Here is a 25,798-nt window from a genome sequence, read left to right as displayed (position 1 = left end):
TTACCGGCGCCGGCTCAGCCCCCGCAGCCGCCACCTCCGCCGCCGCAGCCACCTCCCCCGCAGCCGCCGCCACAGCCGCCACCACCCCCGGTGCCGCCGCGATGGGGCGTTCCGGCGGTCCGATGCCGGTGGGCTCGACCTTGGCCGCGGCGGCCGCGATCTGCGGATCCGGGTAGCCGGCCAGGCCGCCGAACCGGCGACCAGCCTGCGGCCCGCTGGGGTGGGGACGTCGTCCAGCGCGCGGCGGCTGTGCTGGAGGAACAGTGCCCCACCGGCGGAACCGCCGCCGACAAGTATCAGCATGAGCAGGATGGCGACGAAGTTTTCCGGACCGTCGCTGGTCAGCAACGCGCCCAGGCCCAAGGCCAGTACCAGGACCTGCAGGATCAGGACCATGCGGGTCCGTCGCCGCTCCGGTAGTTCGGCGCCGACCAGCCCGCGCCGCGCGAGGTACCGCTCGATCTCCAGCACGCCGGGCGAGCGGCGAGTGGATCCGACGAGCCCGGCACGGGTCGGGGACCGGCGGCGGCGCGTGTTCTCCAGCACCGCGTCTTCCAGCTGATCATCGCCGGTCGCGCCGCTGGCGGCCTGGAACAAGCCCCCGCTGTTCACCCGGAGCTTCCCGCTCTCCAGCAGGGCGGCGATCGTCGTCTCGACGACCTGCACGGGCCCGCCGGTCAGATAGGCCAGGTGTCGGGGGCCCGGCAGCTGTTCCCCGTGCCGGCCGGCCCGGCGCCACACCCGCACCATGATCATGCCGGTGATCCAGGGTAGGTTCAGTAGCCTGACGTAGAGCAGCAGAAACGCCCCGCCCGGCAGCCCCCAGTGTTCGCCCATTCCGCCCCTTCGGCCGTGCGGTCAGGAGTCGGTGGGTACCAGCTTCAGCGCGACGGAGTTGATGCAGTAGCGCTGGTCGGTCGGCGTGTCGTAGCCCTCGCCCTCGAACACGTGCCCGAGATGGCTGTGGCAGGAGGCGCACAGCACCTCGACCCGCTTCATGCCCATGCTGCGGTCCTCGCGCAGCAGCACGGCATCGGAGTCGGCCGGATCGTAGAAGGAGGGCCAGCCGCAGTGGCTGGCGAACTTGGTGGTGCTGCGGAACAACTCGGCGCCGCAGGCGCGGCACTCGTACACCCCGGTCGTCTCGGTGTCGGTGTACTCGCCGGTGAACGGGCGTTCGGTCCCGGCCTGCCGGAGCACCGCGTACTCCTCCGGTCCCAGCTGCTCCCGCCACTCCTGCTCCGACTTCACCACGCGCGGGGTGGCGCCGACGACAGGTTTCATGCCGGGTTTCATATGTCCCAGGTTACCCGGACAGCCACATGAGGACTCGACCGATCGTGTCCCATGCCGCAAACAGGATGCCGAACAGGATCAGGCAGACCACGATCACCGCGGCGAGCCATTTCCCGCCACCCGCGCGGTTGCTGGCGTCGGCGAACTCCCCGACGCCCTTGATCGACCCCTCCACGGTGAACGAGGGGCCCGTGCGCTCCATCCGGTCCAGGTGCGCGGCGAACTCCTGCACCTCCGGATCGTTCGGGTCCAGCCCGGCCAGCTCGTCCTCGAAACGACGCCTACCCGCGGGACCGCCGTTGTCGGCCATGCCTCAACAGTAGGGCACCGCCCGCCATCCGGACAGCCGAATCAGTAGCCGCCGCGGGCATTGGGCCGCCGGGTGTCGGAATCAATGAGCAGCTTTCCGCCTCCGGCGTCGATGATCCGGACCGGAGACCGATCCCAACCCTCGTCCTTGTATTTGATGTTGTACGAGACATTGATCGCGCCGTCAGAGTCCGAACCGTGCTCGTTCGCCGTTTCATAGTCCTTCAACGCGTAGTCGGACCAGTGCTGGCTGAAGCTCGAGAAATCTCCGTACACACTTTGCGCGGCGGGTGTCAGCATTTCCCACGCCTTCTCTGTCCCGATCGCGTCGAGAAACGCCTTGAGCTGGTCATAGGCCGCGCCCTCGGCAACCGTTCCCTGGCTTGGGGTCGTGCCGGGGGCGCCGGCCGGTGCCGACGGTGAGCCGGAGGTCTGTGATCCGTCCGGAGCGGTACCGGTGGCCGTCGTGCCGGGGTCCTGCGCCTGCCGATCCGAGCCGGGATCCTCGCCCCCGCCGGAGTTCAGCAGAATGACGAGCACGGTGGCCGCGACCACCAACACGACCGCGGCCGCGCCGATGACCAGCGGTTTACGTCTGCCTAGCGCGCCACCGCCACCGCTACTGCCACCGGAGGGGGAGGCCGCGGGTGCCGCGCCTTCCGGGGTGAACGCGGAGGTCGGCTGCGGAGCGGCCGGTTTCCCGGTGCGCTGCCATGGTGGCTGCACTCCGGTAACCGGAGGCGGGGGTGCCGACGCCGGCTCGGCTGGCTTGCGGCCGGCGTGCATCAGCGGGGGAGACACCAATGTTTCGGACAGCTTCTGACCGTTACCGCCGCCTCCGGCCCCGGCCGCACCACCCGTGGCCAGCGCGGTCAGCTGGTCGCGCGCCTCGGCCATGCTGGGCCGTTCCTCGGGGTCGGTGCGCAGCAGGCTCATCAGCAGTGCGGTGGCCGGTCCGGCGTTGCTCGGCGGAATGATCTTTCCGTTGGCCGCCGAATACAGCAGGGCCAGTTGATTGGCATTGTTTCCGTAGGGCGTCTGGCCCTCGATGGCGTGGTACAGGGTGGCGCCGAGTGCGAACACATCGGAGCTGGGCGCGGGATCGGAGCCCCTGGCCAGTTCCGGCGCCAGATACGCGGGCGTGCCACCGATCAGCCCGGTTTGGGTGAGGGTGATATCGCCCGCGGCACGGGAAATCCCGAAATCGGTGATCTTGGCGGTGCCGTTCTCGTCAATCAGCACGTTGCCCGGTTTCACATCGCGGTGTACCAGGCCCGCGCGGTGCGCGGCGACCAGCGCGGCGGCGACCTGCTTGCCGATCGCGGCGACCTCCGGCACCGGCAACATCGGCCGCTCGGCGAGGATCGCGGACAGGCTCTGCGAAGGCAGGTACTCCATCACCAGGCACGGATCGCCTGCGTGCTCGGCGATATCGAACACCACGATCGCGTTGGGATGCTGGAAGCGCGCGGCATTCTTGGCCTCGCGCATGGCGCGTTGCCTGATGTTCACCCGCTCCGCCTCGGAAAGACCCGGCTGCGTCAGGATCTGCTTGATCGCCACCGACCGCTCGAGGCGTTCGTCGATGGCGCGCCAGACCACGCCCATGGCGCCGCTGCCAATGTGCTCTACGAGGCGGTAGTGCCCTGCGATGAGCTGACCGGTGTCGATGACGCCTACTCCTCGGGAAACTATCCGCAATCATGGCTTGACCGCGCGCGAACAACAGGGTCGCGCACCCGATCGAGTGTAGCGGTCGCCCGATCCGGATCGTCGCCAGCGCCACGCTCAGACGGCGGTACGTTCGGATTCAACTTCTTTACGGTTGGTCCTGCGTACGACCCTGGCCACGCCGACCGCCCCGGCCAGCGCGAATACCGCGTAGCAGGCCAGCAGTGCGGGCGGGGTGGTGCCGGTGATGGCGTCGCCGAGCAGCACCACCGCGGCCGTTCCGGGCAGGCTGCCGAGAACCGTCCCCGCCACATAGGGCGTGAGGCGGATCGTGGATACCCCGCAGCAGTAGCTCAGCGGGGCGAACGGGATCACCGGGATCAGCCGCAGCGAGGTCACCGCCAGCACGCCGCCGCCGGTGAGCCGGTCGTTGACCGTGCGTACCCAGTTCCGGTGCAGGTGCCTGGCGACCAGGTCCCTGCCGAGCGCCCTGGCGGCCAGGAAGCCCAGCGCGGCCGAGGCGGCGGTCCCGGCCATGGCGACGGCCAGCCCGAGCAGGTTCCCCAGCAGCAGCCCCGCGGCCAGGCTGAACACGGTGCGCGGGATCGGCGCGGCGGTGAGCACCGCGTATGCGGAAAGGAACAGCAGCGGCGCCGCCGGACCCGCGTCCCGCACCAGCGCACGCAGCTCGGCCGGGCTGGGGACGGGCAGCAGCACGGCCGCGAGTACGACGGCCACCAGCAGGGCGAGTCCCAGGAGCAGTTTGCTGCGGCCGGTCACGAGGTTCACCGTACGGCACCAGCGAAAATTCGCTGGCGCGCAGGTGGCCCGCGTGATCCAGTGCACCCATGCTCAACCTGGAGGCGCTGCGGGACCAGCCCAGCCTGACCGGAAAGAAGGTCCGGTTGGTGCAACTCGATCAGCGGCACCTGGACGGGCTGTGGCAGTCGCTGCAGGATCCCGAGGTCATCCGGCTCACCGGGACACACGTGGTCTTCACCCGCGAGTACGTCGCCGAGCGGCTCGCCGGCTGGCCGGGAGCCGCGCACCGGGCCGACTGGGCCATCACGGCCGTCGAGGACGGCGGGTTCCTCGGGGACGCGGCGTTGAACGAGCTGGACGAGGCCAACGAGTCGATGAGCTTCCGGATCGCGCTGTCCGGCCCGGCTGAGTTCGGCAAGGGTTACGGCACGGAGGCGACCCGGCTGGTGCTGGACTTCGCCTTCGGCATGGTCGGCCTGCACCGGGTGGGCCTGGAGGTGTTCGCGCACAACCCGCGGGCCAGGCGGGTGTACGAGAAGTGCGGGTTCGTCCGCGAGGGCGTGCTGCGCGAGGCGCTGTACTGGGAGGGCGAGCGACACGATGTGCTGGTGATGTCCGTCCTGGCGACCGATCACCGGCTACGGTGATCGGGTGGCCAAGAACGGTGAGCCCGTCGAGTACACGGTAGGGCAGCGCACGGTGCGGGTGAGCAGCCCGGACAAGGTCTACTTCCCGGATCGCGGCATTACCAAGCGCGAGGTGGTGGAGCACTACATCGCGGTCGGTGAGCCGCTGTTGCAGGCGATCGGGGAGCGGCCGACCACTCTGAAGCGGTACCCGGACGGGGTTACCGGCGAGTACTTCTATGCCAAGCGGGTGCCCAAGGGTGCGCCGGAGTGGGTGCAGACCGCGCGGATCACCTTCCCATCCGGGCGCACCGCCGACGAGGTCTGCCCGACCGAGCCCGCAGTGTTCGCCTGGGCGGCCAACCTCGGTACTTTCGACTTCCACCCGTGGCCGGTGCGCAGGCCGGAGGTGGACCACCCGGACGAGCTGCGGATCGACGTGGACCCGCCGGACGAGCTCGGCTTCGCGGACGCGGTGCGGGTCGCGGGCACGGTGCGCGAGGTGCTGGACGACGCCGGGCTGGTGGGATACCCGAAGACCTCCGGTGGCCGGGGCGTGCACGTGCTGGTCCGGATCCGTGCGGAATGGGACTTCATCGACGTCCGGCACGCCCTGATCGCGCTGGGCCGGGAGGTCGAGCGCAGGGCGCCGAAGCTCGCCACGATGTCCTGGTGGAAAGAGGAGCGGGACGGGCGGGTGTTCATCGACTACAACCAGGCCGCGCGGGACCGCACGGTGGCCTCCTCCTGGTCGGTGCGCGGTACCCCGCGGGCCACTGTGTCCACCCCGCTGACCTGGGACCAGCTGACCGAGGTACACCCGGACGACTTCGACGTGCGCACCGTCGCCGGCTGGCTCGCAGAGCACGGCAACGCGCACGCCGATATCGACTCCCATGCCTTCGGGCTCGAGACCCTGCTCGACTGGTACGCCAGGGACGAGCGCGACCTGGGCCAGGCCGAGATGCCCTACCCGCCGGACTACCCGAAGATGCCCGGCGAGCCGAAGCGCGTCCAGCCCAGCAGGTCCCGCCCGGACACCTGAGCCACCGTGCGGGGACTCTCAGGTGGATGCCGTCCGGCGTGACGGTGAGCCGGTAGCGGTCGGCGCCTGGTCGCCGGCCGACCGGTTCGAACTTTCCGATGAGTGGCCTGTTGACCGACCGGCGCCCGGGAATCCAGCCGGGGCTTATCCGGTTGCACCGGGCGTGAGGTCGCTGTCGTCGTTCCGGCTTTCCGTGCTCGACCGCTCCCAGGCGCGGCAGGGACACGGCCACGCCGAGGCCCTGCGGGACACGGTCCGCTTCGCCACCGAGCTGGAGACGCTCGGTTACCACCGCTTCTGGGTGTCCGAGCACCACAGCGTTCCCGGAGTCGCCGGTTCGGCGCCGACCGTGCTGGCGGCCGCGATCGCCTCGGCCACCTCGCGTATCCGGGTCGGCACCGGCGGGGTGATGCTGCCGAACCATCAGCCACTGGTGGTGGCCGAGCAGTTCGGTGTGCTCGACGCGCTCTTCCCTGGCCGGATCGACATGGGGCTGGGCCGCTCGGTGGGCTTCACCGGCGGCATCCGGCGGGCGCTGGGCCGGGACAAGGAGGCCGCCGAGGACTTCGCGGGGCAGGTGTCGGAGCTACTCGGATATGTCACCGGTACCCAGCGGGCGCATCCCGGGGTCCACGCGATCCCCGCGGAGGGGGCACGGGTGGCCCCGTTCGTCCTGGCCACCGGCGCCGGTGCGAATGTGGCGGCCGAGCTCGGGCTGCCGCTGGTGATCGCCGCCGTGCGCGGCGAGGACGCGATGCTGGCGGCCATCGAAGGTTACCGCGCCCGGTTCCGCCCCTCGGTCTGGTCGCCGGAGCCTTATGTCATGGTGTCCACCGCGGTGGCCGTGGCCGAGTCGACCGAGCAGGCCCGCCGGTTGCTGATGCCGGAGGCGTGGGCGCTGACCGAGGCACGCACCCGCGGGGTGTTCCCTCCGCAGCGTCCGCCCCAGGAGGTCGCCGCGCTGCCGATGAACGATCGGGAGCGCGGCCTGTTCCAGGAGGCGATGGCCGGACAGCTGTACGGCACCGGGCCGGAGGTGGAGCAGCAGCTGTCCGGGTTGGTCGAACGCAGCGGTGCGGACGAGGTCCTGGTGACCATGTCCACCTTCGACCCGGCGGCGAAGCTGGACTCCTACCGCAGGCTGGCCGCGCTCACCGCCCGGCAGCCCTCCCTGAACAGCGCCTGAGGCGTGTCTCCTAAAACGGTTCTGGGAAGTTCTGGCCCCAGCAAGATCATCGGAGGATGAGAGCTCGCACCGATGAGTTTCCTGCGTCGCGCCTGTCTGTACACGTCAGACCGACTGACGGAAGGATGGCGCCATGCGGAAACTGATCTACGGTATGAACCTGAGCCTGGACGGCTACATCGCCGCGTCCGGCGGCGACCTTGGCTGGAGCGGGCCGAGTGACGAGCTGTTCCAGTGGTGGCTCGAGCAGGAGCAGGCGATCGACCTGTTCCTGTACGGGCGCAGGCTGTGGGAGACGATGAGCTCCTTCTGGCCGACCGGTGACCAGCAGCCGGGTGCCACTCCGGCGGAGATCGAGTTCGCGCGGAACTGGCGGGACACGCCGAAGGTGGTGTTCTCCACGACGATCGACAAGGTCGACTGGAACACCCGCGTGGTGACTGGCGACGCGATCGCCGAGATCACCCGGCTCAAGGCCGAGGACGGCGGGCCGATGAGGGTCGGCGGTGCAACGCTGGCCGGGGCGGCCATGCGGGCCGGCCTGGTCGATGAGTACGAGATCGTCACCCATCCGGTGCTGGTGGGCGGCGGCACGCCGTTCTTCACCACGCTGGACAGCTGGGTGCACCTGAACCTGGTGGAGACGCGGGCGTTTCCCGGTGGGGTGGTCCTGACCAGGTACGCGAGGCATTGAGCGCGATTCCGTTGCGCGGGTGGGGATCGTCTACCGGTATCGGACCGGGATCCCCTGGCTGTACCGGGTCAGGTGCCGTGGCCGAGGACCTTGGCCACGAAATCGCCCTTGGCCGCGGTGTAACCCTCGCGATCGTTGCCGTGCTCGTCGGCCAGCCGGTGCTTCAGCCGCGCGTACTCCCGCGCCAGCTGGGCGTCGGTGCGGAGCGCGTCGCGGAACGCGAGCTGCTCACGCCAGCGCGGGTGACCCGCCGGGATCAGATGCAGGTGGGCGAACCGGTCCGCACCGGACTCGGTGGGCTTGACGAAGAACCGACGCCACGGCCTGCGGTCGGTCTCCGGCGGCACGTAGTGCCAGTCCTCAGTGGCCAGCCGCCCGGCCAGCGCCGTCACCACCTCGTCCGGGTCGGCGACCGAGGCCATCAGGTCGAGCACCGGCTTGGCGGCCAGTCCCGGCACCGCCGTGGAGCCGATGTGCTCCACCCCGTCCACCAGCCACGGTCCCAGTATCTCGGTGAGCTCCGCGCATTCCCGGTCGGCCTGCACCGCCCACTGTTCGTCGTGCGGCCGCAGCACCGGTCGTGCGTACGCCCACGCGGGAACCTCACCAGCCATCAGTCCCAGTCTACGTACCCGCGCCGATTTCGCCCGGTGAGCGAGCTCAGGCAGGGCAGAGCGTGCCTTCGCTCGGCACGGTGCCCTCGACCAGGAACTCCGCCGTGGCGGCCAGCACGCAGGAGGAGGCCAGTGCGCCGTGCCCGGCGCCCTGCCAGGCGATCCGGACCGCGCTGGGCATCTGCTCGGCCGCCCGGATGGTGCCCTTCTCCGGGGTGACCGGGTCGGTCGCGGTGCTCACCACCATGATCGGTGGCGCATCCCGTGCCCCGGCCTCCGGTACCGGATCCGTGCGCACCGGCCACGGGCTGCACCAGGCCAGCCGCTGCGCGAGCAGGGTGCCGAACAGCGGCTGCTTGGCCGCGGCGTCCTGTAGCGCCTGGTCGATCCGGTTCTCCGGCAACCGGGTCGCCATGTCGTTGCATATGGTGGCCAGCGCTCCGTCCAGCCGGGGGGTATGCAGCGGGGTGTCCCGCAGCAGCGGCGCCACGAAGGTGGCCAGCCCGGCCGCGTCGCCGCCCCTGGCCGCCGTGATGGCCGTGGCCAGGTCGGGCCAGCGTTCCCGTTGGCCGAGGCCGATCCGCACCGCGTGCAGGGCGAGCGCGGGCCCCATCCGGGTGCCGTTCGGGGTGCGCAGTGGTGCCGTGCTCAGTTGCTCGCTGAGCGCGGTGACGGCCTTCCGCGCGTCGCCGAGTCCGCAGTCGCGATCCGCGCAGTCCTCCCCGAATGCGTCCAATGTAGACAATGTTCCGGTCGCGATGTCCGCCAGCACCGACGCGGTGTTGGGGGAGGGGTCCGGGATGCCGTCCAGCACCATCCGGCCCACCCGGCCGGGGTACCGGTTGGCGTACGCGGTCAGCACCCTGGACCCTTCGCCGTGGCCGATGGCGTGCAGGTGGTCCATACCCAGCTGGGCCCTGATCTCGTCCAGATCGGCCGCGGTGCGCCAGCTGTCGTAGGCGGTCTGCCCGTTCTCCAGCCCGATGGTGCACTGCTGGCCCGCCTTGCGCGCGGCATCCAGCAGCGGCCCGGCCTCGGTCGCGGCCGGGTCATAGCCGAGCAGCTGCTCGCGGATGTGTTCCGGGACGCAGTCGACCGCGTCGGACTGCCCGGTGCCCCTGCGGTCCACTCCGATCAGCGAGAACCGTTCCAGTACCTCGGGCGGTAGCTGCTGCGCGATGCGCACCGCGTACAGCGAGCCCGGCTCCCGGTCGACATCGTTGAGCACCGCGAGCGGGATCGGCCCGTCGCCCACCTTGAGCAGGGAGATCCGCGCGACCCCGCGGCGGGGCAGGTCTGGTGCGTCCATGGTGGTGATCACCCGGCCGCAGGAGAAGCTCAGCTCGGCAGGCAGCGGCGTCCCGATCCGGGCGCTGGTCTCCGCGCGGCAGTCGGACCAGGAGAGCCCGGAAGCCCGCGGCTCGGCAAGCGGCGGCAACGGCACCTCGCTGGGCTCCTCTGGAGGGGCCTGCGGCGCGGGTCCGTCGTTCTGCACGATCGCGGGCCGGGTGGAGGGGCCCGCGGTACATCCGGCGAGCACCGGGATCATCATCGCCACAAGCGCCAGCCCACGCAGGCCACGCGGGTTGCTGCGGTTGCTCACTGACCCCTCACTTCTCGGCGACATTCGGCGGTTCGACCTTCGCATGCGCCGGGTGAGCCGGGTGTGAGCGGGTCACACCGTCCGCTTGACCTCACCGCGGAACACCGCGTCCAGGTCGTACCGGGCGGGCTGGTCGAGCTGCTCGTAGGTGCACGAATCCGGCTCCCGGTCGGGCCGCCAGCGGGCGAACTGCGCGGTGTGCCGGAACCGGGACGGCATCCCGCCCTCGGTGTTCTCGTAGCCGACCTCGAGCACCCGTTCGATGCGCAGCGGCACCCAGGGCTGCTCGGCGGATCGCCAGCGGTTGATCGCGCCGGGCAGCCGCTGCCCCTCGACCACGGCCTCACCCAGCCAGGGGTGCCCGGTGCCGTCGGTGATCAGCGGGGACAGCTCGGTGGCCAGCTCGCGCCGCCTGGCCACCGGGAACGCGCCGACCACGCCCACGTTGTGCAGCACCCCGGACTCGTCGTACAGCCCGAGCAGCAGCGAGCCGACCGCCTCGCCCGGTTCGGCGTCCACATGCCAGCGCAGCCCGGCGAGTACGCAGTCCGCGGTGCGGGAGTGCTTGTACTTGGCCAGGATCCGTTTGCCGGGGGAGTAGGGGGCGTCCAGCGGCTTGCCGATCACGCCGTCCAGCCCGGCCCCCTCGAACAGGGTGAACCAGTGCCGTGCCGTGGCCGGGTCGTCGGTGGCCGGCGTGACGATCAGTTCCTCGCCTGCCAGCTCCGTCAGCCGCTCGCGCCGGACGCTGGTGGGTTCGTCGACAAGGGACTCATCGCCCAGCGCCAGCAGGTCGAACGCGATATAGCTGGCCGGGGTCTGCTCGGCCAGCAGGCTGATCCGGCTGGCCGCGGGATGGATCCGCTCGGTCAGCGCGTCGAAGTCGAGCTTGCCGCCCACCGCGACCACCAGTTCCCCGTCCAGCACCACTCGCTCCGGCAACTGGCTCGCCAGCTTCTCCAGCACTTCGGGAAAGTACCGGTTGAGCGGTTTCCCCGAGCGCGCCTGCAGGGTGATCTCGTCCCCTTCACGGAAGACCAGGCAGCGGAACCCGTCCCATTTCGGTTCGAACAGCAGGTCGTCTGCGTCCGGGATCTGCCGTACGGCACGCGCGAGCATCGGTTTCACCGGTGGAGTGATCGGAAGCGGCATGCCGACATTCTGCCCGCACCGGGCCGGGGTGCGAGCCAGATCATAGCCGGTGTGTCGATATGCGACCCTTCGGGTACGTTTGGTAGCCGTGGGCAGTCAGCAGACCATCGCGCGCCTCCTCGTGCCGCTTGTGATGCTGTCGCTGTACCTGCTCTGCCACCTGCTGCCGGGGCCGGTCGACCACGTCGATCCGGTGCTCAGCGCCCCCGCGTCCCCGGTATCCACGGTGTCCGAGGGGTCCGGGGCGTCCGAGGTGGACGAGCCGGACGCCGACTGCGGGCTCCCTGCCCGCGGCCCGGCGCCCGCGCACGATGCGGACCACCCGCGTTGCCTGGCCGTGCCGCGGTCTGCCGATGGTGCCGCCGCGGGCCCGGTGCTGCTGCTCCTGCTCGCCTGCGCGGCCCTGACGGGGCGCACCGGCGGGCCCGGCGGTCCACCCCGCCCGCGCCGGGGCGCACCTCCGGTATGCCGGGGTGGCCGGGACATGCTGACCGCACTGTGCGTGCTGCGGAACTGATCGGCCGGTGACGACCGGCGGGCGCGAACCGCGCCCGCCGTCTCGTCTCCCGCGCCATCCACCGCCCTCGCACAGAACGGATTCAACGCATGCTTTCGCACGGTATTACCGTGGCCACCCCTGCGCGCCCGCAGGGACCCGCGGTCGGCAACACCCCGGTGGTCTGGATCGACACGCCGTTCACAACCGACGGCAGGGGGTTCTGGGCCAAACTGGAGGGACACAACCCCGGCGGGATGAAGGACCGGCCCGCCCTGCACATGATCGCCAAGGCGAAGGAACGCGGGCAGCTGCCGCCCGGCGGGATGATCGTCGAGTCGACCAGCGGGACGCTGGGCCTCGGGCTGGCGCTGGCCGGGATCGTCTACGGGCACCCGGTGACCCTGGTGGCCGACCCCGGGATGGAGCCGATCGTGCGGCGGCTGCTGCTCGCCTACGGCACGCGGGTGCACATCGTGGACCGGCCGCATCCCACCGGCGGCTGGCAGGAGGCGCGGCGGCAGCGGGTGGCCGCGACCCTGGCCGAGCACCCCGGAGCGTTCTGCCCGGACCAGTACCACAACCCGGACAACGTGGCCGCCTACGAGTCACTGGCTACGGAGTTGGTCGCGCAGCTCGGCCGAGTGGACATCCTGGTCTGCTCGGTGGGCACCGGCGGGCACTCCGCAGGGGTGAGCCGGGTGCTGCGGCGGCACTGTCCGGGGCTGCGGCTGGTCGGGGTGGACACCATCGGCTCCACGATCTTCGGGCAACCGGCCCGTAACCGGCTCATGCGCGGGCTGGGCTCCAGCATCCATCCGCGCAATGTGGACTACCCGGCGTTCACCGAGGTGCACTGGGTCAGCCCGGCCGAGTCGGTGTGGACCTGCCGTAGGCTCGCGGCCGCGCATTACGCCTCGGGTGGCTGGAGCGTGGGTGCGGTGGCGCTGGTGGCCGGGTGGCTGGCACGCACCTGCACCGCGGAGACCAGGATCGCGGCGATCTTCCCCGATGGTCCGCAACGGTACTTCGACACTGTCTACAATGATCAGTTCTGCGCGGAGAATAGCTTACTGGAGAGGGAACCCGCGCCGGATCCGGATTCGATCGGCACGCCGGCCGAACGAGAGGTGCTGCGGTGGACCCGCTGTGCCACGGTGATCGACCCGCTGCGGGGTGAGCGATGAGCGGGGTGCTGAGCCAGTTCCGTTCCTTCGACCGGCCGGTGCGATTGCTCGCGATCAACCAGTTCACCATCAACATCGGCTTCTACATGCTGATGCCGTACCTGGCCGCGCATTTGTCCGTGGGACTCGGGCTGGCCGGGTGGCTGGTCGGGTTCATCCTCGGCGTGCGCAACTTCTCCCAGCAGGGCATGTTCCTGTTCGGCGGGATGCTGGCCGACCGGCTCGGCTACAAGCCGCTGATCGTCACCGGCTGCGCCCTGCGTACCGGTGGTTTCGCGATGCTGGGGCTGGTCGACTCGGTGCCCTCGCTGATCATCGCCTCGGCGGCCACCGGGTTCGCCGGTGCGCTGTTCAACCCGGCTGTGCGGGCCTATGTGGCCGCGGGCGCAGGGGAGCGCAGGGTGGAGGCGTTCGCTCTGTTCAACGTGTTCTACCAGGCGGGGATCCTGCTCGGCCCGCTGCTCGGGCTCGCGCTGACCGGGGTCGCCTTCCGGCTCACCTGCCTGGTCGCGGCTGTGGTGTTCGCCGCGCTCACCGTGCTGCAGTTGCGTTCGCTGCCTCCGCGCGCCGCGGAGGGCGGCCAGCGGGTACTCGTCGGCTGTCGCCAGGTGCTTGGCAATCGCAGGTTCCTCGCCTTCGCGGGCACCATGATCGGCTGCTATGTGCTGTCCTTTCAGATCTATCTCGCGTTGCCGCTGGAGACCCGGCGGCTTGCGAGGGATGAGCTGACCGGCACGGTGCTGGTGGCCGCGCTGTTCGCGGTGTCCGGGCTGCTGGCGATCGCCGGCCAGTTGCGCATCACCGGATGGTGCCGGCGGCGGTGGAGCCACGGGCGCTGCCTGACCGCGGGGCTCGCGCTGATGGGCGCGGCGTTCCTGGTGCCGCTGCTCACCGCGGCTGCGCCGGGCGGCAGCGGCTCCTTCGGCGCGCTGGGCGTGTTCCTTCCGATGCTGGTCTCGGTCGCGCTGCTCACCCTGGGCACCGTGGTGGTGTTCCCGTTCGAGATGGACACCATCGTCACGCTCGCCGAGGACCGGTTCGTCGCCACGCACTACGGGCTGTACAACACGATCTGCGGGATCGGCATCGCGCTGGGCAACCTGGGTACCGGTGCCGCGCTGGACCTGGCACGGCAGCGCGGGGCGGCGTGGGTGCCCTGGGTCGTGCTGGCGGTCATCGGTGCGGCTTGCGCGTTCGGGGTGCACCTGCTGAGCCGGTCCGGGCGGCTGGCGCCCCGGCAGGTGCTGACCACACCATAGGCGACCCGGACAACCTGTTCGGCCCAGCGGCGGACCGGCCGGGTGCACGGCGAGTACGGACGACGAACCCCATCCCGCGATACGGCTACTCCCTGTCGTTTGCCGATAACTCGGGTATGCCGACTCGCAGTCTGCCGCTCCTGCTGGCCGTCGTCCTCGTCCTCGCGGTGCCGGTGGCGCCTGCCGCCGCCGGCACCGACGCGGCGCGGGTGGTGGAGGAGATCCGGGTGGATGAGCGCACCCTCGACCTGCGGATCGACTCGCCTGCGCTGGGTGGGGTGGAATCGGTCCGGCTGCTGCTGCCCGCGGGATGGTCCGCGGAGGCCGCGCGTACCTGGCCCGTGCTGTACCTGCTGCACGGCGCCGACGCCGACTACCGAGCGTGGACCGAGCACACCGACGTCGTCGCGGCGACGGCCGAGGCGGAGGCCATCATCGTGCTGCCCGAGGGCGGGCGATGCGGCAACTACTCGAATTGGTGGAACCAGGGGAACCATGGTCCGCCCGCATGGGAGACCTTTCATCTCACCGAGGTGCGCGGGCTGCTGGAGCGGCACTATCGGGCCGGCCCGCAGCGGGCGGTCGCCGGGCTGTCCATGGGCGGGTTCGGGGCGATGTCGTATGCGGCCCGGCATCCGGGGATGTTCCGCGCGGCGGCGAGCTACAGCGGAGCTGTACACACCCTGATCGACCGGCCACGCTGGCCGGACGGCCCAGACGTGATCAAACTGATGCGCCTCGCCTGCACCGGTATCGACTGGCGGGATCTCTGGGGCGACCCACGTATTCCGGCCCAGCGGGAAATCTGGCAGCGGCGCAATCCTTACAATCTGGCTGCGAAGCTGGCCGATACGCGGCTGTATGTCTCCTCAGGCAACGGCGAGGCCGGTCCGCTGCGTCCGCCGGGCAGCGGAATGTTCGAGACCGTCGCCGAACGCGTGGTACACGATATGGGGCAGGCCTTGGTGGGTAGGTTGACCGAACTGGGCGTGCCGGTCACGACGCACTTCTACGACGGCGGGCACACCTGGCCGTACTGGCAACGCGAACTGCGCCGCTCGCTGCCCATGCTGCTGCACGCCATCGGTGGTTAGAAGGGTGGTTTGTCGTTGTCTGGGGTGAGGGGTTCGTGCAGTGGTTCGCGGGGGCTTTGGTGCACGTCCCCGTGGGGTGTGGTGATGGTCGGCACCCCGTCGATCACCTCGTACTTCCACCCCGGCAGGTCCTTCAGGTGGTGGTCGCGCTCGCAGTAGCCCACCAGCTCCTCCTCCCGGGTGGTGCCGCCCTTGGCCCAGTCGGTGGTGTGGTCGTTCTGGCATTGCTGGGAGGGCCGGTGGCACCCGATGCCCTGGCATTCCCGGTCTCGTACCCGCACGAACTCATCCAGCGCCGCCGGCGGCCGGTACCGCGTGCGCCCCAGATCGGTGGGGTGCCCCGTGGCCGGGTCGGTCAACAGTCGGCGCCAGACGCTGTCGGGGTGGGTGGCCAGCTCCCGCGCCAACGACGCGGGGATGTGCCCATGCCCGGCCAGGTATCCGGGCTGCTCATCCAGTCCGAGTAGGGAGCTGGCCGCGAAGTACAGGTACACCTCCGTGCGCGGCGCCCGGATCGTGCCGTCTTCCCGGAGGGCGAGGTCGGCGAACACGTCCGCCCGCAACTGCTCCAACGTGCGACTGTCCCCTTCCCGTCGGAGGCGTCGGGCGGCGCGGTCGCAGCGTGCGTAGATCGCCGTGGCGACCTCTGTCGGGAGGTCGGCCGTGAGGCTGGACACCCCATCGTCTTGATGGATGAGTTCCAGGGATCGTTGTGCCCGCCGGGCCCGGGTGCGCTGCGCCGCCCCGTCGGGGTCGACCGCGAGTACCTGGTAGCGCACCGACCGCCGCAGGCTGGTGCGGTCTTTACGTTCCAGTTTGTCGCTCATCCGCTGGTCGACGTCGCGGGCTTGTTGGTCGGTGAGGACCGCGGTGGGCTCGACCACTGCTTTCACCTTCTCCTGATCAATCCGGCCCTCGCGGAACGCGGCCAGGGTGTTCGGTAACCGGGTGAGGTGCTGCCCCAGTGCCAGGGCTTCCTCCACCCGGTGCCGGGTCCAGTAGAGGCGTCCGGCGATCTCGGTCACCAGCGAGACCCGTTCGTCCCCGTCGTGGGCGAGGTCGGCCACCAGCAGCACCCGCCGCGCCTCCAGCCGGGCGATGGCGCGTTCGTTGGCCTCCAATAGGTCGAGTGTGGTGAGTGCGTCTTCTGCGGGATCCGTGTGCGGATCAGAACTGTGTCTGTCCATACCCATAATTGTATCGACGGGACCGACAAGAATTCCCCGTGTGAATGTGTACCCGCTGATATTCACTCGAATGCGTGTTCGACACAGAATGCATGCCAGGCCGGGCCCGGGGTGCCGTTCCGTGGGGTGCTGGCGCTAGCAACCAGCCCTGCTAGTGGTGATGCGTGCAGCGCCAGTGCCCCACGGCGCGCCGGAGGCGTGCCTGAAACCCAACCACAACCACCCTCACCACCCACGCGAACGGCAAACACGATGTACGAGAACGGCCAAAGCGTGCGCGTGGGCAGCCAACGCGTGCGCGGGAACGGCAAACACACGCGCGTAGGCGGCAAACACGCCGGGGCGGCGGGTCAGCGGACGCGCTGGCGTTCGGCGGCGTTGAGTTCGATGCGGACGGCGGTGGGCAGGGCCTCGATGCCGAGGGATTCGCGGGCCCTGGTGAGCACCGTGGCGTCGAGCTCCTCCCAGACGGCGCGGATGTCGGTGCCTTCGCGTAACCACAGGCTGATCCGCAGGGCGGGGTTGTCGGGGTCACCGACGGCGCGAACGCGGGCACGGTGCACGCCCTGCACCGACTCGGCATCCGCCTGTACGGCACTGGCGATGGCACCCGCGGTGACGGTGAGTTCCCTGCCGACCGCGCGGTCGAGTTCGAGGTCCGGCCTGCCCTCGGGGCGCAGTGAGCGGAAGAACCACCACAGGCCGAAGGCCAGCAGCAGTACCCCGGCCACGATGGCGACCGTCTTGGCCAGTACCGGCCTGCCACCCAGCCAGTCGACCGCGATCGGGTCCAGGATCGGGCGTTGTGCACGGAAGCTGCCGAGCCAGCCGAAGCTCACCACCAGCGCGGCCGCGCCGGCGAGCAGCCCGAGCAGGCCGAGGGCGAAGGTCAGGGTGCGCTCGGCGCGGTAGGAGCGGGCGAGTGCCTTGGTCGAGGTGGATGTGCGGCTCATCGGCGATCCTTGGGGGAGTCGACCACGACGGATACCTTGGGGCGCTTGGTGAGCGGAATCTCGCCGAGCAACTCACCGACCGTTTCGGCCAGGCGCGGGCGCAGTTGCTGCTCGTCCTCCAGCCTGCTGACGGCGCGCACCCGGACCTTCTTCGCGGACGCGGTGACGGTCGCACCGTCCACATTGTCCTGCGAGCGAACCCGGTGCCCGACCAGCCTGGCCAGCGAGCGGGGGGAGGTGGTGACGCTGACCGAGGGAGCGGGGTCGTGCAACCGGATGGAACGCCTGCGCGCGATGAGCGCGGCCAGCACCAGAACCAGCCCGGTGGCCGCGGTGATCCCGGCAACAAGCCGGAGGCCGGTCGAGGTCCACTGCAGCTCGCTCAACTGAGCTTGCCAGCTCGGCCACGGCAGCAGCAACGGGGCGTCGGCGGGGCGCCACCAGTGCCAACCGACCTCGAGCGCGATGAACCCGCCGGCTGCGGCGACGGCCAGCGCCAGCAAGGTCGAAAGTAGACGGACGAATACCCGCACCGTTTCACTCCATGGTTTGGTCAGCAGGTTGGTCGGGTCAGCGCGCGGCTCAGCGCACCCGCGGCTGGATCTCGGGCAGCAGGGCGGACACGGTCACCCGCAGCGAACGCACCCGGTAGGCGGTGAGGCGTTCCACCTCCTCGGTCACCCGCTCCCGGACCTCGCCGGTCACGGTGCCGATCGACGCCGGGTAGTGCAGCGCGAGGTCGAGGGAAAGGTCGACCTCGTCGGCCCGTCCGGCGACCTTGGCGCCGGCCCCGTGCGTGCCGAGGCCGAGCCCGGCGACCCGGCGCTCCGCCCTCGCCGTGCCGTCGACCTGGTCGGCGGCACGTTGCGCGATCTTGCGTACCACCGTGTGGCCGATGCTCAGCGTGCCGCGCTCCTCCGGCTCGGGCAGCGCGGCGGGCGCGGGTGTGGTCACCGGTCCCGGCCCCTGCCGAAGACGTCGCCGAGGTCCAGCTCACCGTCGAGCACCCTGCCGACGACGAGGCCGATCACTCCGACCGCCAACGTGATCAGGAATGCGATGAAACTCTGGGAGGCCGCGAGGCCCAGTACGAGGCCGGCGATGATCCCGGTCTGCGTTGCGTTCAACGTTGTCTCCTTGCGAGCGTTTGGAGCGATCTGGGTGGTGGCCCGGGTCAGCGGACCCGCGGCGGGCGGCGTCTGCGGCCGCGCCACCGCTTGACCCGGTTGGTCAGGCCCGCTACGCCTCCCGGCGTGCTGACGAACACGACCGGCGCGTCGTAGCGGCTGTCATCCTCGGGCTGATCCTGGCGGTCCGGACCGCCCTGGCGGTTCTCCGGCCGGTCGCGCCGGAAACGGTCCAGGCCCTCGGCGAAGACGTGCGGGTCCCCGCCGACGTCGGGGTGGTTCTCGCGCACGAAAGCTCGGAAGGCCGCGCGGGAGGCGCGGCCCTCCTCACCTCGGTCGGGAACGTCGATCACGTCACCCGGTTTCCGGCTTCCGGCTCGGTCCCGGCGCTGCCTTCGGTGCCATCTCCGACTTCCACATCGACCACGTCGACATGGACAGGCACGTTACCGGCCAGCGCCTGCACGCGCTCCCGCAGCTGTGCGGTCACCGTGGGCAGCGAACCTTCCAGCCGGAGGACCACCCCGACCTCGACCGGCGCGCCGACCTCGGTCACCCGCACCCCGCTGACCTTGTGGCCGGGCAGGTGCGTGGCCAGGGTGCCCAGCGGCCCGCCGTCAAGGCGGACCACCGAAGGATGCGCGAGCAGCTCGCCCGCGATGGCCTGCGCCAGGTCTTCCGGCCTGCCGGATCCGGCGGCGGTCATCGATCACTCCACTCGAGAAGACGGCTCTTCTTCGCCATTCTCCTCGGGAAGGTGGATGTCGTTAACCGAGATGTTCACCTCGATCACATCGAGACCGGTGATTTGCTCGACCGTGGTGATGACGTTACGGCGGACGGCGCGGGCGACGTCCACGATCCGCGCCCCATACTCCACGACGAGATCCAGATCGACGGCGGCCTGCTTCTCGCCGACCTCGACGGAGACGCCCGAAGTGGTGACCGTGCCGGAACCGGGGATACGTTCCCTGATGGCACCGAACGCGCGGGACACCCCGCCGCCGAGTGCGTTCACCCCGGAAACCTCACGTGCGGCGATCCCGGCGACCTTCTGCACGACTGAGGAGGCGATCGTGGTCTTGCCAGCGGAACCCTCCTCGTTGAGTGCCGACGTTCCGGCTTTCGTGACGGCTGCGGTGTCGGTGTTGCTCGTGCTGGTCTGCGCCATGACGGCTGCTCCTTTCGAACCCTGTGGCGGCGCCGCCCGGTCCGGCCGGCCCCGTAACTACTCGGATGTCGTTTCCTGTGTTGCCATGTCGCTGGACCACTCGATTGGGGGAGTTCGACAGCCCTTAGTCATGGTGCACATCGGCGATATGCACGCTCACCGGTGGCGCGGCCGGGCCGAACTCGGCCACCAGCGCCTCGCGTAGCCTGCCGCGCAGCGTTTCGGCGGCCTCGTTCGCCGCGATGCCGTACCGGACGGTCAGCAGTACCTCCAGGCCGGTGGGTTCCAGTGCCACCGCGGAGATGTGCACGCCGAGCCGTGCGCCCAGCTCGCTGCCCAGCGTCCTGGTGAACAGCACCAGTGCCCGCTCGCCGACATGCAGCCTGCCACCCTCTTGCTCGAGTTCGAGCGGGTCGGCGAGCCTGCGGCCACGCAGGCCGTGCACCGAGCGCAGGACGCGGGAGATCAGGCCGGGCGGGGTGGGCACCGGAACGCGCGCGGCGGCCTCGACGAGTCCCCAGCGCGGGTCCTGGCGCGGGTCCTCGCCGGGCGGCTCCTCGGCGCGGTTCATCACTGCTCCCTGAGTTTCGCGAGCAACGCCACCCTGGCTCGATGCAGCCGGGAACGCAAGGCCGGGACGCTGACCTGGAGCACTTCGGCGACCTCCTCGTAGCTGAGCCCTTCCAGCTCGCGCAGCACGAGCGGAACCCGTTGCGAGACGTCCAGGCCGGAGATGGCACGCAGTACCGCATCGACCTCCTCGGCGCGGACCACCCTGCCCTCCGGGTTGGCCCTGGTGTCGGCGAACAGTCCGGACTCCAGCAGGGAACGGCTCTGCTCGCCCGGGGTGAGCGCGGCGTCGAGCGACACGGTCGGCCTGCGCCGCCGGATATAGGCGAGCGCGGTGTTGGTGACCACCCGGTACAGCCAGGTGGACACCGCGGACTCGCTGCGAAACCCGGACAGCCCGCGCCAGGCCGAGATCCACGCCTCCTGCACCACGTCCTCGGCCTCGGCCGGGGTGCCGGTGATGCGCAGCGCCACCCGGTACATCCGGGGCGTGTGCCTGCGCACCAGGCTGTCGAAGGCCGCCTGGTTCCCGCGGGCCGCACTGGCCAGCAGCGCCGCGTCCCGGTCGCCCGGCTGGCCTGCGGCGCCGTCCTCCGGCTCGGCACCCGCACCCATCCGCGGTCTCACCCGCCCGCGCCGGCTGCCCGGCGGTAGCGGAACAGACAGAAGCCGTCCTCGTGCAGGATCGAGGCCAGGCTCAGGCCGCGGGGCACCTCGGAGCGCCTGCCCGCCACGATCCGGTCGGCCCCGGCCCCGGCCAGCAACGGGGCCACGGTCAGGCACAGCTGGTCGACCAGGTCCTCGGCGACCAGGGTGGCGAAAAGGTGCGGGCCGCCCTCGCAGTTCACCCTGCGCAGCCCGCGCTGGTCCAGCTCGTCCAGCAGGGCATGCGGGTCCACGGTGTGCTCGCCGGTGACGACGACCTCGGCACCTGCCGCGGCCAGGGCCTTGCGCCGTTCCGGGGTCGCGGCCTCGGTGGTGAAGATGATCGGTGGCACCGTGCTGTCGGTGAGCAGCGCGGCGTCCGGCCGGATGGTGCAGCGCCCGCTGACCACGGCGATCGGTGGCACCTCGGCCAGCCCCCTGCGCCGCCTTCGTTCGGCGCGCCGTTCGGTGTTGCGGACGCCGCGGTAGTTCTCCGTCTCCACCGTGCCGGCGCCGACCAGCACTACGTCGGCGAGGTCGCGGCCGAGCGCGAAGATCCGCTTGTCCGCGGGGTGGGACAAGCCGGCCGACCGGTGGTCCACGGCGGCCGCGCCATCAGCCGAGGCGACGAAGTTGGCCTGGACCCACGGCCTGCTCAGCTGGTCCGGATACGCGTAGAGCCGTTCCAGGTCGGTGTCGGTGAGCGGGTCGGACGGGCTGCCGTCTCCCCGGGGCGGCCACAACATCTGCACGGGTTCTATCCCAACACGGTTCGATCGGTGGAGCCATTCGAGTGGGCTGGGTCTCGCCGGTCCCGCGTCCGGCATGGGGAGCGGGCAGCGGTCGCTAGGCTGGCCCGCATGCCCGCTGACTTGACCGGTCGCTGGCCGGAGATCGGAGCCGACGAGCTGATCACGGCGCTGGTGCCGCCGCCGCGGTTCGACGCCGTCCGGTTCTCCACCTATGTGCCCAACCCGCAGGAGCCGAGCCAGGCCGAGGCGGTCGCCGCCTGCTCCACCTTCGCCGGGCGAGTAGGCGCAGCGCGCCGGAAGCGGTCCGGATGGCGGGCGCTGTTCGGCGGCCGCACGGAGGCGGCGCCGGAGCAGCCCGGCCTGTACCTGGACGGCGGGTTCGGTGTCGGCAAGACGCACCTGCTGGCCTCGATCTGGCATGCGGCGCCGGAACCGAAGTCCTACGGCACCTTCGTCGAGCTGACCCATCTGGTCGGTGTGCTCGGGTTCGCCGAGGCGGTGCGCAGGCTTTCCGCCCACCGGCTGCTGGCCATCGACGAGTTCGAGCTGGACGATCCCGGGGACACGATGCTGGTGACCCGGTTGCTGCGGGAGCTCACCGAGGCCGGGGTGCATGTGGCGGCCACATCGAACACCTTGCCGGACAAGCTGGGCGAGGGCCGGTTCGCCGCCGAGGACTTCCTGCGTGAGATCCAGGCGCTGTCCGCCCGGTTCGGCGTGGTCCGGGTGGACGGGCCGGACTACCGGCACCGCGGGCTGCCCGAGGCCCCCGCCCCGGTCACCGAAGCCGAGCTGGCCGCCTCCGCAAGGGCGCATCCCGGGTCCACCGTGGACGACTTCGACGCGCTGTGCGCGCACCTGTCCGCGCTGCACCCGTCCCGCTACGGGCGGCTGCTGGACGGGGTGTCCATGGTGCACCTGCGCGGGGTACGTCCCGCGCCGGACCAGACGGTCGCGCTGCGGCTGGTGGCGCTGGCCGACCGGCTGTACGACCGGGCCATCCCGGTGCTCACCTCCGGAACCCCGCTGTCCGAGCTTTTCGGCGCGGAGATGTTGCACGGGGGATACCGCAAGAAGTACCTGCGTGCGGTCAGCAGGCTCACCGCCCTGGCCAGGGACGCGGTCGGCGCCGTGCAGCAGAGCGAGCGGGCATAGCGGCCTCCAGCCCGGCCGCCAGCGCCAGTATCGCGGCCACCGCGCAGGCCGCGCCGCCGAGGATGTCGGTCAGGTAGTGGTAGTGCAGCCCGATCATGCCGATTCCGGCCGCGGGCAGCACCAGGCAGCCGAGGGCAACCACCAGCCGGGTGGCGGTGCCCTGGCGGGCGAGCAGTGCCAGCACGGTCAGCACCGCGACCAGGCTCACCGTATGGCCGCTGGGGTAGGCCAGGTGGTCGTCGTAGTACCGGCCGAACAGCGGTTTCAGCAGCCAGGTGTTGGCCGCCACCGCCAGTGCCGGGCCGAGCAGGACCAGTGCCAGCCCGGTACGGCGGTGTTGCAGTACGCACAGCACCGCCAGTAGTCCCAGCACGCCGAGCAGCACCGTCGGCTGGGTGGGCAGGACGAACAGCCGCAGCAGCGCATCCTGCCCCACGAAGGTCCGGTGGACAGCCGCGGCGGCCGCCTCGTCCAGCGCGCCGGGGCCGGTGTCGCCCGCGTACGCCAGGCCGAGCAGCACCATCAGCAGCGCGGCGCCCACGGCCACGGCCTGCGCCCGCGCGCGGTGATCGAGCACGCGGCGACATTACGGCAGCCGGGCGAGAATTCGCTGGCCAGGTCCCGTCCCGGTCGGTGACCATGCCCCGGTGGGATTTCTTGAGGCGAGCGCGCTGGCGTACCGGCTCAGCGACGGGCGGCGGCTGTTCGCCGAGGTGTCCTTCCGGGTCGCAGGGGCGGATGTGGTCGCCGTGGTCGGGGACAACGGGGTGGGCAAGACCACCTTGTTACGCATCCTCGGCGGTGAGCTGCGCCCGGAACAGGGCTCGGTGCACACCCAGGGCGGGCTGGCGGTGATGCCGCAGTTCATCGGTTCGGTGCGGGACGAGCGAACCGTGCGGGACCTGCTGCTGGAGGTCGCGCCCCCGGCGCTGCGCGCGGCCGCGGCGGAGCTGGACGCGGTGGAGCTCGCCCTGATGGACACCGATGACGAGCCGACCCAGCTGCGCTACGCGGAGGCGCTGGCCACCTGGGGCGAGGCGGGCGGGTACCGGGCCGAGGTGCTGTGGGACACGGTGACCACCGCCGCCCTCGGCATCCCGTTCGACCGGGCGCGGTTTCGCGAGGTGCGCACGCTCTCCGGCGGCGAGCAGAAACGGCTGGTGCTGGAGGCGCTGCTGCGCGGCCCGGAGCAGGTACTGCTGCTGGACGAGCCGGACAACTACCTGGACGTGCCGGGCAAGCGGTGGCTGGAGGAACGGCTGGCCGAGACCGCAAAGGCCGTGCTGCTGATCAGCCACGACCGGCAGTTGCTCGCCGAGGCCGCCACGCATGTGGTCACGCTGGAGGGCGGGACGGCCTGGGTACACGGCGGTGGTTTCGGCAGCTGGCACCAGGCGCGGCTGGCGCGGGCCGAGCGGATGGCCGAGCTGCGCAGGCGCTGGGACGACAAGCACGAGCAGCTGAAGGAACTGGTCCGCTCGCTGCAGCGCGCGGCCACCATGAGCGACGAGATGGCCTCGCGGTATCGGGCCGCGCAGACCCGGCTGCGCAAGTTCGAGGAAGCAGGCGCCCCGCCGCTGCCGCCCCGGCAGCAGCAGGTCAAACCCCGCCTGCGCGGCGGGCGGACCGCGGTACGGGCGGTCACCTGCGAGCAGCTGGAACTGACCGGGCTGATGGAGCCCTTCGACCTCGAGGTGTTCTTCGGCGACCGGGTGTGCGTCCTGGGATCCAACGGCTCCGGCAAGAGCCACTTCCTGCGGCTGCTGGACGGCGCGGCCGAGGTGCCGCACGCCGGGCGGTACCGGCTGGGCTCGCGGGTGCTGCCCGGGCTGTTCGCGCAGACCCATCAGCACCCGGAATGGGCCGGCCGGTCGCTGCTGGACATCCTCGGCCGGGGCGAGGGCACCCGGCAGGGGATGGAGCGCGGCGGCGCCACCGCCGCGCTGAGCCGCTACGGGCTGGCGGCCGCCGCCGAGCAGCGGTTCGAGTTGCTCTCCGGCGGGCAGCAGGCCCGGTTCCAGGTACTGCTACTCGAGCTGTCCGGGGCGACCCTGTTGCTGCTGGACGAGCCGACGGACAACCTCGACCTGGTGTCCGCGGAGGCGCTGCAGTCCGCGCTGGAAGAGTTCACCGGGACGGTGCTGGCGGTGACCCACGACCGGTGGTTCGCCCGGTCCTTCGACCGCTACCTGCTGTTCGCCGCGGATGGCAGGGTGACCGAGGTGGACGAGCCCGTCTGGACACCGGGACGGGTGGCACGGAGCAGGTAAGGGGAGGCGTATGCGGGTGACGGTCGTCGGTGCCGGGATCATCGGGCTGAGCTGCGCGGTGCGGCTGGCGCGGTCCGGGCAGGATGTGACGGTCCTCACGGCGCACCAGCTCGCGGACACCGCCTCGATGGCGGCGGGCGGGCTGATCTACCCGCGGTTCGCCGAACCCGCCGACCGGTGCGCGGGCTGGACCGCGGCCAGCGTGGCCGAGTTCGGGCGGCTCGCAGGGCAAGCCGGCACCGGGGTCCGGTTACTGCCCGGCAGGTTGCTGCGGCGGGAGGAGCGGCCGGTGCCGGAGTGGGCGGACGCGGTCGGCGGTATCACCCGGCACACCGGGTTGGACGGGCCGTGGCTGGACGCGCTGGCCTTCGCCCCGCCGCTGGTGGACACCATGACGTATCTGGAGTGGCTGGCCGGGGCCGCGGCGGCGGCCGGGGTGCGGACCGTGTACCGCGAGCTGACCAGCCTCGAGCAGGCGCGTCCCGGGGCCGACCTGGTGGTGAACGCGGCCGGCCTCGGCGCACGGGAACTGGTCCCGGACCCGGCCGTGTACCCGGCGCGGGGCCAGGTGGTGCACCTGCGCGACCCCGGGCTGACCGAGTGGGTGGTGGACGAGGACGCCTTCAGCTACGTGCTGCCGCACGGCGGCCACGTGGTCTGCGGCGGCACCGAGGAGGCAGGCGAGGCCGCGCTGGAGCCGGACGAGCGCACCACGGCCGGCATCCTCGACCGCTGCCGCGCGCTGGTGCCAGCCCTGGACGGGGCCGAGGTGCTGCGTACCAGGGTGGGCCTGCGCCCGGCCCGCCCGGAGGTCCGGCTGGAACGGGAGGGCGAGGTGATCCACTGCTATGGCCACGGCGGCATGGGCATCACCCTGTCCTGGGGCTGCGCCGACGAGGTCGCCGCACTCGCCGCCGAGTCCTGAACCCGCCACCGGAAACCCGTGAACGTGGCTTTCCGGGCGTTCAGCGTCG

General features: G+C 71.1%; 30 protein-coding genes and 1 pseudogene. 11 read left to right on the top strand and 20 right to left on the bottom strand.

The genetic code is table 11. The annotated features are described in order from the left end of the window. The 5 genes from KOI47_RS19830 to KOI47_RS19810 form a co-directional block, all read right to left on the bottom strand. Positions 1 to 837, bottom strand: a complete 837-nt coding sequence (locus KOI47_RS19830; protein WP_216205585.1) for a TIGR04222 domain-containing membrane protein — start codon at positions 835 to 837, stop codon at positions 1 to 3. Between the two features lie 21 nt (positions 838 to 858). Then, positions 859 to 1,284 carry a peptide-methionine (R)-S-oxide reductase MsrB gene (msrB, locus tag KOI47_RS19825; protein WP_216205583.1) on the bottom strand — a complete coding sequence of 142 codons (426 nt, stop codon included), beginning with the start codon at positions 1,282 to 1,284 and terminating at the stop codon, positions 859 to 861. 22 nt (positions 1,285 to 1,306) lie between these two features. Next, positions 1,307 to 1,606 carry a hypothetical protein gene (locus tag KOI47_RS19820; protein WP_216205580.1) on the bottom strand — a complete coding sequence of 100 codons (300 nt, stop codon included), beginning with the start codon at positions 1,604 to 1,606 and terminating at the stop codon, positions 1,307 to 1,309. Between the two features lie 41 nt (positions 1,607 to 1,647). Then, on the bottom strand, positions 1,648 to 3,258 hold the full coding sequence (locus KOI47_RS19815) for a serine/threonine-protein kinase (RefSeq protein ID WP_269756724.1): 1,611 nt from the start codon (positions 3,256 to 3,258) through the stop codon (positions 1,648 to 1,650). A 135-nt stretch (positions 3,259 to 3,393) separates the two neighbouring features. Next, on the bottom strand, positions 3,394 to 4,056 hold the full coding sequence (locus KOI47_RS19810; protein WP_216205578.1) for a TVP38/TMEM64 family protein: 663 nt from the start codon (positions 4,054 to 4,056) through the stop codon (positions 3,394 to 3,396). Between the two features lie 68 nt (positions 4,057 to 4,124). On the opposite strand from KOI47_RS19810, the gene KOI47_RS19805 reads away from it, so the two are divergent. The 4 genes from KOI47_RS19805 (at position 4,125) to KOI47_RS19790 (ending at position 7,589) form a co-directional block, all read left to right on the top strand. Continuing rightward, complete coding sequence (locus KOI47_RS19805; RefSeq protein ID WP_216205575.1) at positions 4,125 to 4,685, top strand: GNAT family N-acetyltransferase; 561 nt, start codon at positions 4,125 to 4,127, stop codon at positions 4,683 to 4,685. 4 nt (positions 4,686 to 4,689) lie between these two features. Beyond that, positions 4,690 to 5,709, top strand: coding sequence for a non-homologous end-joining DNA ligase (gene ligD / locus KOI47_RS19800; protein WP_216205573.1), 1,020 nt, complete (start codon positions 4,690 to 4,692; stop codon positions 5,707 to 5,709). A gap of 163 nt (positions 5,710 to 5,872) precedes the next feature. After that, positions 5,873 to 6,895 (top strand): LLM class flavin-dependent oxidoreductase, encoded by a 1,023-nt coding sequence (locus KOI47_RS19795; protein ID WP_408629836.1) that lies wholly within the window; start codon positions 5,873 to 5,875, stop codon positions 6,893 to 6,895. Positions 6,896 to 7,028: 133 nt separating this feature from the next. Next, positions 7,029 to 7,589: a dihydrofolate reductase family protein gene (locus KOI47_RS19790; RefSeq protein ID WP_216205570.1), complete on the top strand. Its 561-nt coding sequence runs from the start codon at positions 7,029 to 7,031 to the stop codon at positions 7,587 to 7,589. A gap of 68 nt (positions 7,590 to 7,657) precedes the next feature. Here the strand turns inward: KOI47_RS19790 and KOI47_RS19785 are convergent, their stop codons facing one another. Genes KOI47_RS19785 through KOI47_RS19775 form a run of 3 tightly spaced genes read right to left on the bottom strand, consistent with a single transcriptional unit; the run spans position 7,658 to position 10,958 of the window. Beyond that, positions 7,658 to 8,203 carry a GrpB family protein gene (locus tag KOI47_RS19785; RefSeq protein ID WP_216205567.1) on the bottom strand — a complete coding sequence of 182 codons (546 nt, stop codon included), beginning with the start codon at positions 8,201 to 8,203 and terminating at the stop codon, positions 7,658 to 7,660. A gap of 46 nt (positions 8,204 to 8,249) precedes the next feature. After that, positions 8,250 to 9,830 (bottom strand): alpha/beta hydrolase, encoded by a 1,581-nt coding sequence (locus KOI47_RS19780; protein ID WP_216205564.1) that lies wholly within the window; start codon positions 9,828 to 9,830, stop codon positions 8,250 to 8,252. A 48-nt stretch (positions 9,831 to 9,878) separates the two neighbouring features. Beyond that, complete coding sequence (locus KOI47_RS19775) at positions 9,879 to 10,958, bottom strand: ATP-dependent DNA ligase (RefSeq protein WP_216205562.1); 1,080 nt, start codon at positions 10,956 to 10,958, stop codon at positions 9,879 to 9,881. Between the two features lie 88 nt (positions 10,959 to 11,046). Here KOI47_RS19775 and KOI47_RS19770 point away from each other — a divergent pair, with 88 nt between their 5' ends. The 4 genes and pseudogenes from KOI47_RS19770 to KOI47_RS19755 all read left to right on the top strand — a co-directional run. Beyond that, on the top strand, positions 11,047 to 11,475 hold the full coding sequence (locus KOI47_RS19770) for a hypothetical protein (protein ID WP_216205560.1): 429 nt from the start codon (positions 11,047 to 11,049) through the stop codon (positions 11,473 to 11,475). Positions 11,476 to 11,564: 89 nt separating this feature from the next. After that, entirely contained in the window at positions 11,565 to 12,641 is a 1,077-nt protein-coding gene (locus KOI47_RS19765; protein WP_216205557.1) for a PLP-dependent cysteine synthase family protein, read from the top strand. Then, positions 12,638 to 13,900 (top strand): MFS transporter, encoded by a 1,263-nt coding sequence (locus KOI47_RS19760; protein WP_216205554.1) that lies wholly within the window; start codon positions 12,638 to 12,640, stop codon positions 13,898 to 13,900. The genes KOI47_RS19765 and KOI47_RS19760 overlap by 4 nt, the downstream gene beginning before the upstream one ends. A 116-nt stretch (positions 13,901 to 14,016) precedes the next feature. Continuing rightward, positions 14,017 to 14,907 (top strand): annotated as a pseudogene (locus KOI47_RS19755) (alpha/beta hydrolase); the annotation flags it as partial. Positions 14,908 to 14,990: 83 nt separating this feature from the next. Here KOI47_RS19755 and KOI47_RS19750 read toward each other — a convergent pair. From KOI47_RS19750 to KOI47_RS19700, 11 genes are all read right to left on the bottom strand, one after another. Further along, on the bottom strand, positions 14,991 to 16,181 hold the full coding sequence (locus KOI47_RS19750) for a DUF222 domain-containing protein (protein WP_216205547.1): 1,191 nt from the start codon (positions 16,179 to 16,181) through the stop codon (positions 14,991 to 14,993). A 350-nt stretch (positions 16,182 to 16,531) separates the two neighbouring features. Further along, complete coding sequence (gene amaP, locus KOI47_RS19745; RefSeq protein WP_216205544.1) at positions 16,532 to 17,134, bottom strand: alkaline shock response membrane anchor protein AmaP; 603 nt, start codon at positions 17,132 to 17,134, stop codon at positions 16,532 to 16,534. Next, positions 17,131 to 17,667 (bottom strand): DUF6286 domain-containing protein, encoded by a 537-nt coding sequence (locus tag KOI47_RS19740; protein WP_216205541.1) that lies wholly within the window; start codon positions 17,665 to 17,667, stop codon positions 17,131 to 17,133. Before KOI47_RS19740 ends, amaP begins: the two co-directional genes overlap by 4 nt. A gap of 49 nt (positions 17,668 to 17,716) precedes the next feature. Then, the gene (locus tag KOI47_RS19735) at positions 17,717 to 18,088 is read right to left on the bottom strand and encodes an Asp23/Gls24 family envelope stress response protein (RefSeq protein WP_216205537.1); all 372 of its coding nucleotides are present in this window, start codon (positions 18,086 to 18,088) and stop codon (positions 17,717 to 17,719) included. Beyond that, positions 18,085 to 18,261, bottom strand: coding sequence for a hypothetical protein (locus KOI47_RS19730; protein WP_141995880.1), 177 nt, complete (start codon positions 18,259 to 18,261; stop codon positions 18,085 to 18,087). The genes KOI47_RS19735 and KOI47_RS19730 overlap by 4 nt, the downstream gene beginning before the upstream one ends. A gap of 47 nt (positions 18,262 to 18,308) precedes the next feature. Next, on the bottom strand, positions 18,309 to 18,614 hold the full coding sequence (locus tag KOI47_RS19725; RefSeq protein WP_232376121.1) for a hypothetical protein: 306 nt from the start codon (positions 18,612 to 18,614) through the stop codon (positions 18,309 to 18,311). Continuing rightward, positions 18,611 to 18,967 (bottom strand): hypothetical protein, encoded by a 357-nt coding sequence (locus KOI47_RS19720; RefSeq protein ID WP_216205534.1) that lies wholly within the window; start codon positions 18,965 to 18,967, stop codon positions 18,611 to 18,613. The genes KOI47_RS19725 and KOI47_RS19720 overlap by 4 nt, the downstream gene beginning before the upstream one ends. 3 nt (positions 18,968 to 18,970) lie before the next feature. Further along, on the bottom strand, positions 18,971 to 19,432 hold the full coding sequence (locus tag KOI47_RS19715; RefSeq protein ID WP_216205531.1) for an Asp23/Gls24 family envelope stress response protein: 462 nt from the start codon (positions 19,430 to 19,432) through the stop codon (positions 18,971 to 18,973). Between the two features lie 124 nt (positions 19,433 to 19,556). Beyond that, on the bottom strand, positions 19,557 to 20,003 hold the full coding sequence (locus KOI47_RS19710; RefSeq protein ID WP_216205529.1) for a hypothetical protein: 447 nt from the start codon (positions 20,001 to 20,003) through the stop codon (positions 19,557 to 19,559). Then, positions 20,003 to 20,617: an RNA polymerase sigma factor gene (locus tag KOI47_RS19705; RefSeq protein ID WP_216205526.1), complete on the bottom strand. Its 615-nt coding sequence runs from the start codon at positions 20,615 to 20,617 to the stop codon at positions 20,003 to 20,005. The genes KOI47_RS19710 and KOI47_RS19705 overlap by 1 nt, the downstream gene beginning before the upstream one ends. An 8-nt stretch (positions 20,618 to 20,625) precedes the next feature. After that, a complete protein-coding gene (locus KOI47_RS19700; RefSeq protein ID WP_408629949.1) occupies positions 20,626 to 21,408 on the bottom strand; it encodes a pyrimidine reductase family protein in 783 nt (260 codons plus the stop codon). Between the two features lie 99 nt (positions 21,409 to 21,507). On the opposite strand from KOI47_RS19700, the gene zapE reads away from it, so the two are divergent. Then, positions 21,508 to 22,554: a cell division protein ZapE gene (gene zapE / locus KOI47_RS19695; RefSeq protein ID WP_216205523.1), complete on the top strand. Its 1,047-nt coding sequence runs from the start codon at positions 21,508 to 21,510 to the stop codon at positions 22,552 to 22,554. Here the strand turns inward: zapE and KOI47_RS19690 are convergent. Further along, entirely contained in the window at positions 22,499 to 23,131 is a 633-nt protein-coding gene (locus KOI47_RS19690; RefSeq protein WP_232376120.1) for a phosphatase PAP2 family protein, read from the bottom strand. The genes zapE and KOI47_RS19690 overlap by 56 nt on opposite strands. 70 nt (positions 23,132 to 23,201) lie before the next feature. On the opposite strand from KOI47_RS19690, the gene KOI47_RS19685 reads away from it, so the two are divergent. Together KOI47_RS19685 and KOI47_RS19680 are read left to right on the top strand one after the other, a co-directional pair. Next, entirely contained in the window at positions 23,202 to 24,824 is a 1,623-nt protein-coding gene (locus KOI47_RS19685) for an ATP-binding cassette domain-containing protein (RefSeq protein WP_216205521.1), read from the top strand. Between the two features lie 10 nt (positions 24,825 to 24,834). Further along, entirely contained in the window at positions 24,835 to 25,749 is a 915-nt protein-coding gene (locus KOI47_RS19680; protein WP_216205518.1) for an NAD(P)/FAD-dependent oxidoreductase, read from the top strand. Positions 25,750 to 25,798: the final 49 nt, after the last annotated feature.

The organism is Amycolatopsis aidingensis (assembly GCF_018885265.1).
GTDB classification, from domain to species: Bacteria; Actinomycetota; Actinomycetes; order Mycobacteriales; family Pseudonocardiaceae; genus Amycolatopsis; species Amycolatopsis aidingensis.
Note: the sequence above shows the minus strand (reverse complement) of the source record. Positions and strands in the feature narration are given on the sequence as shown.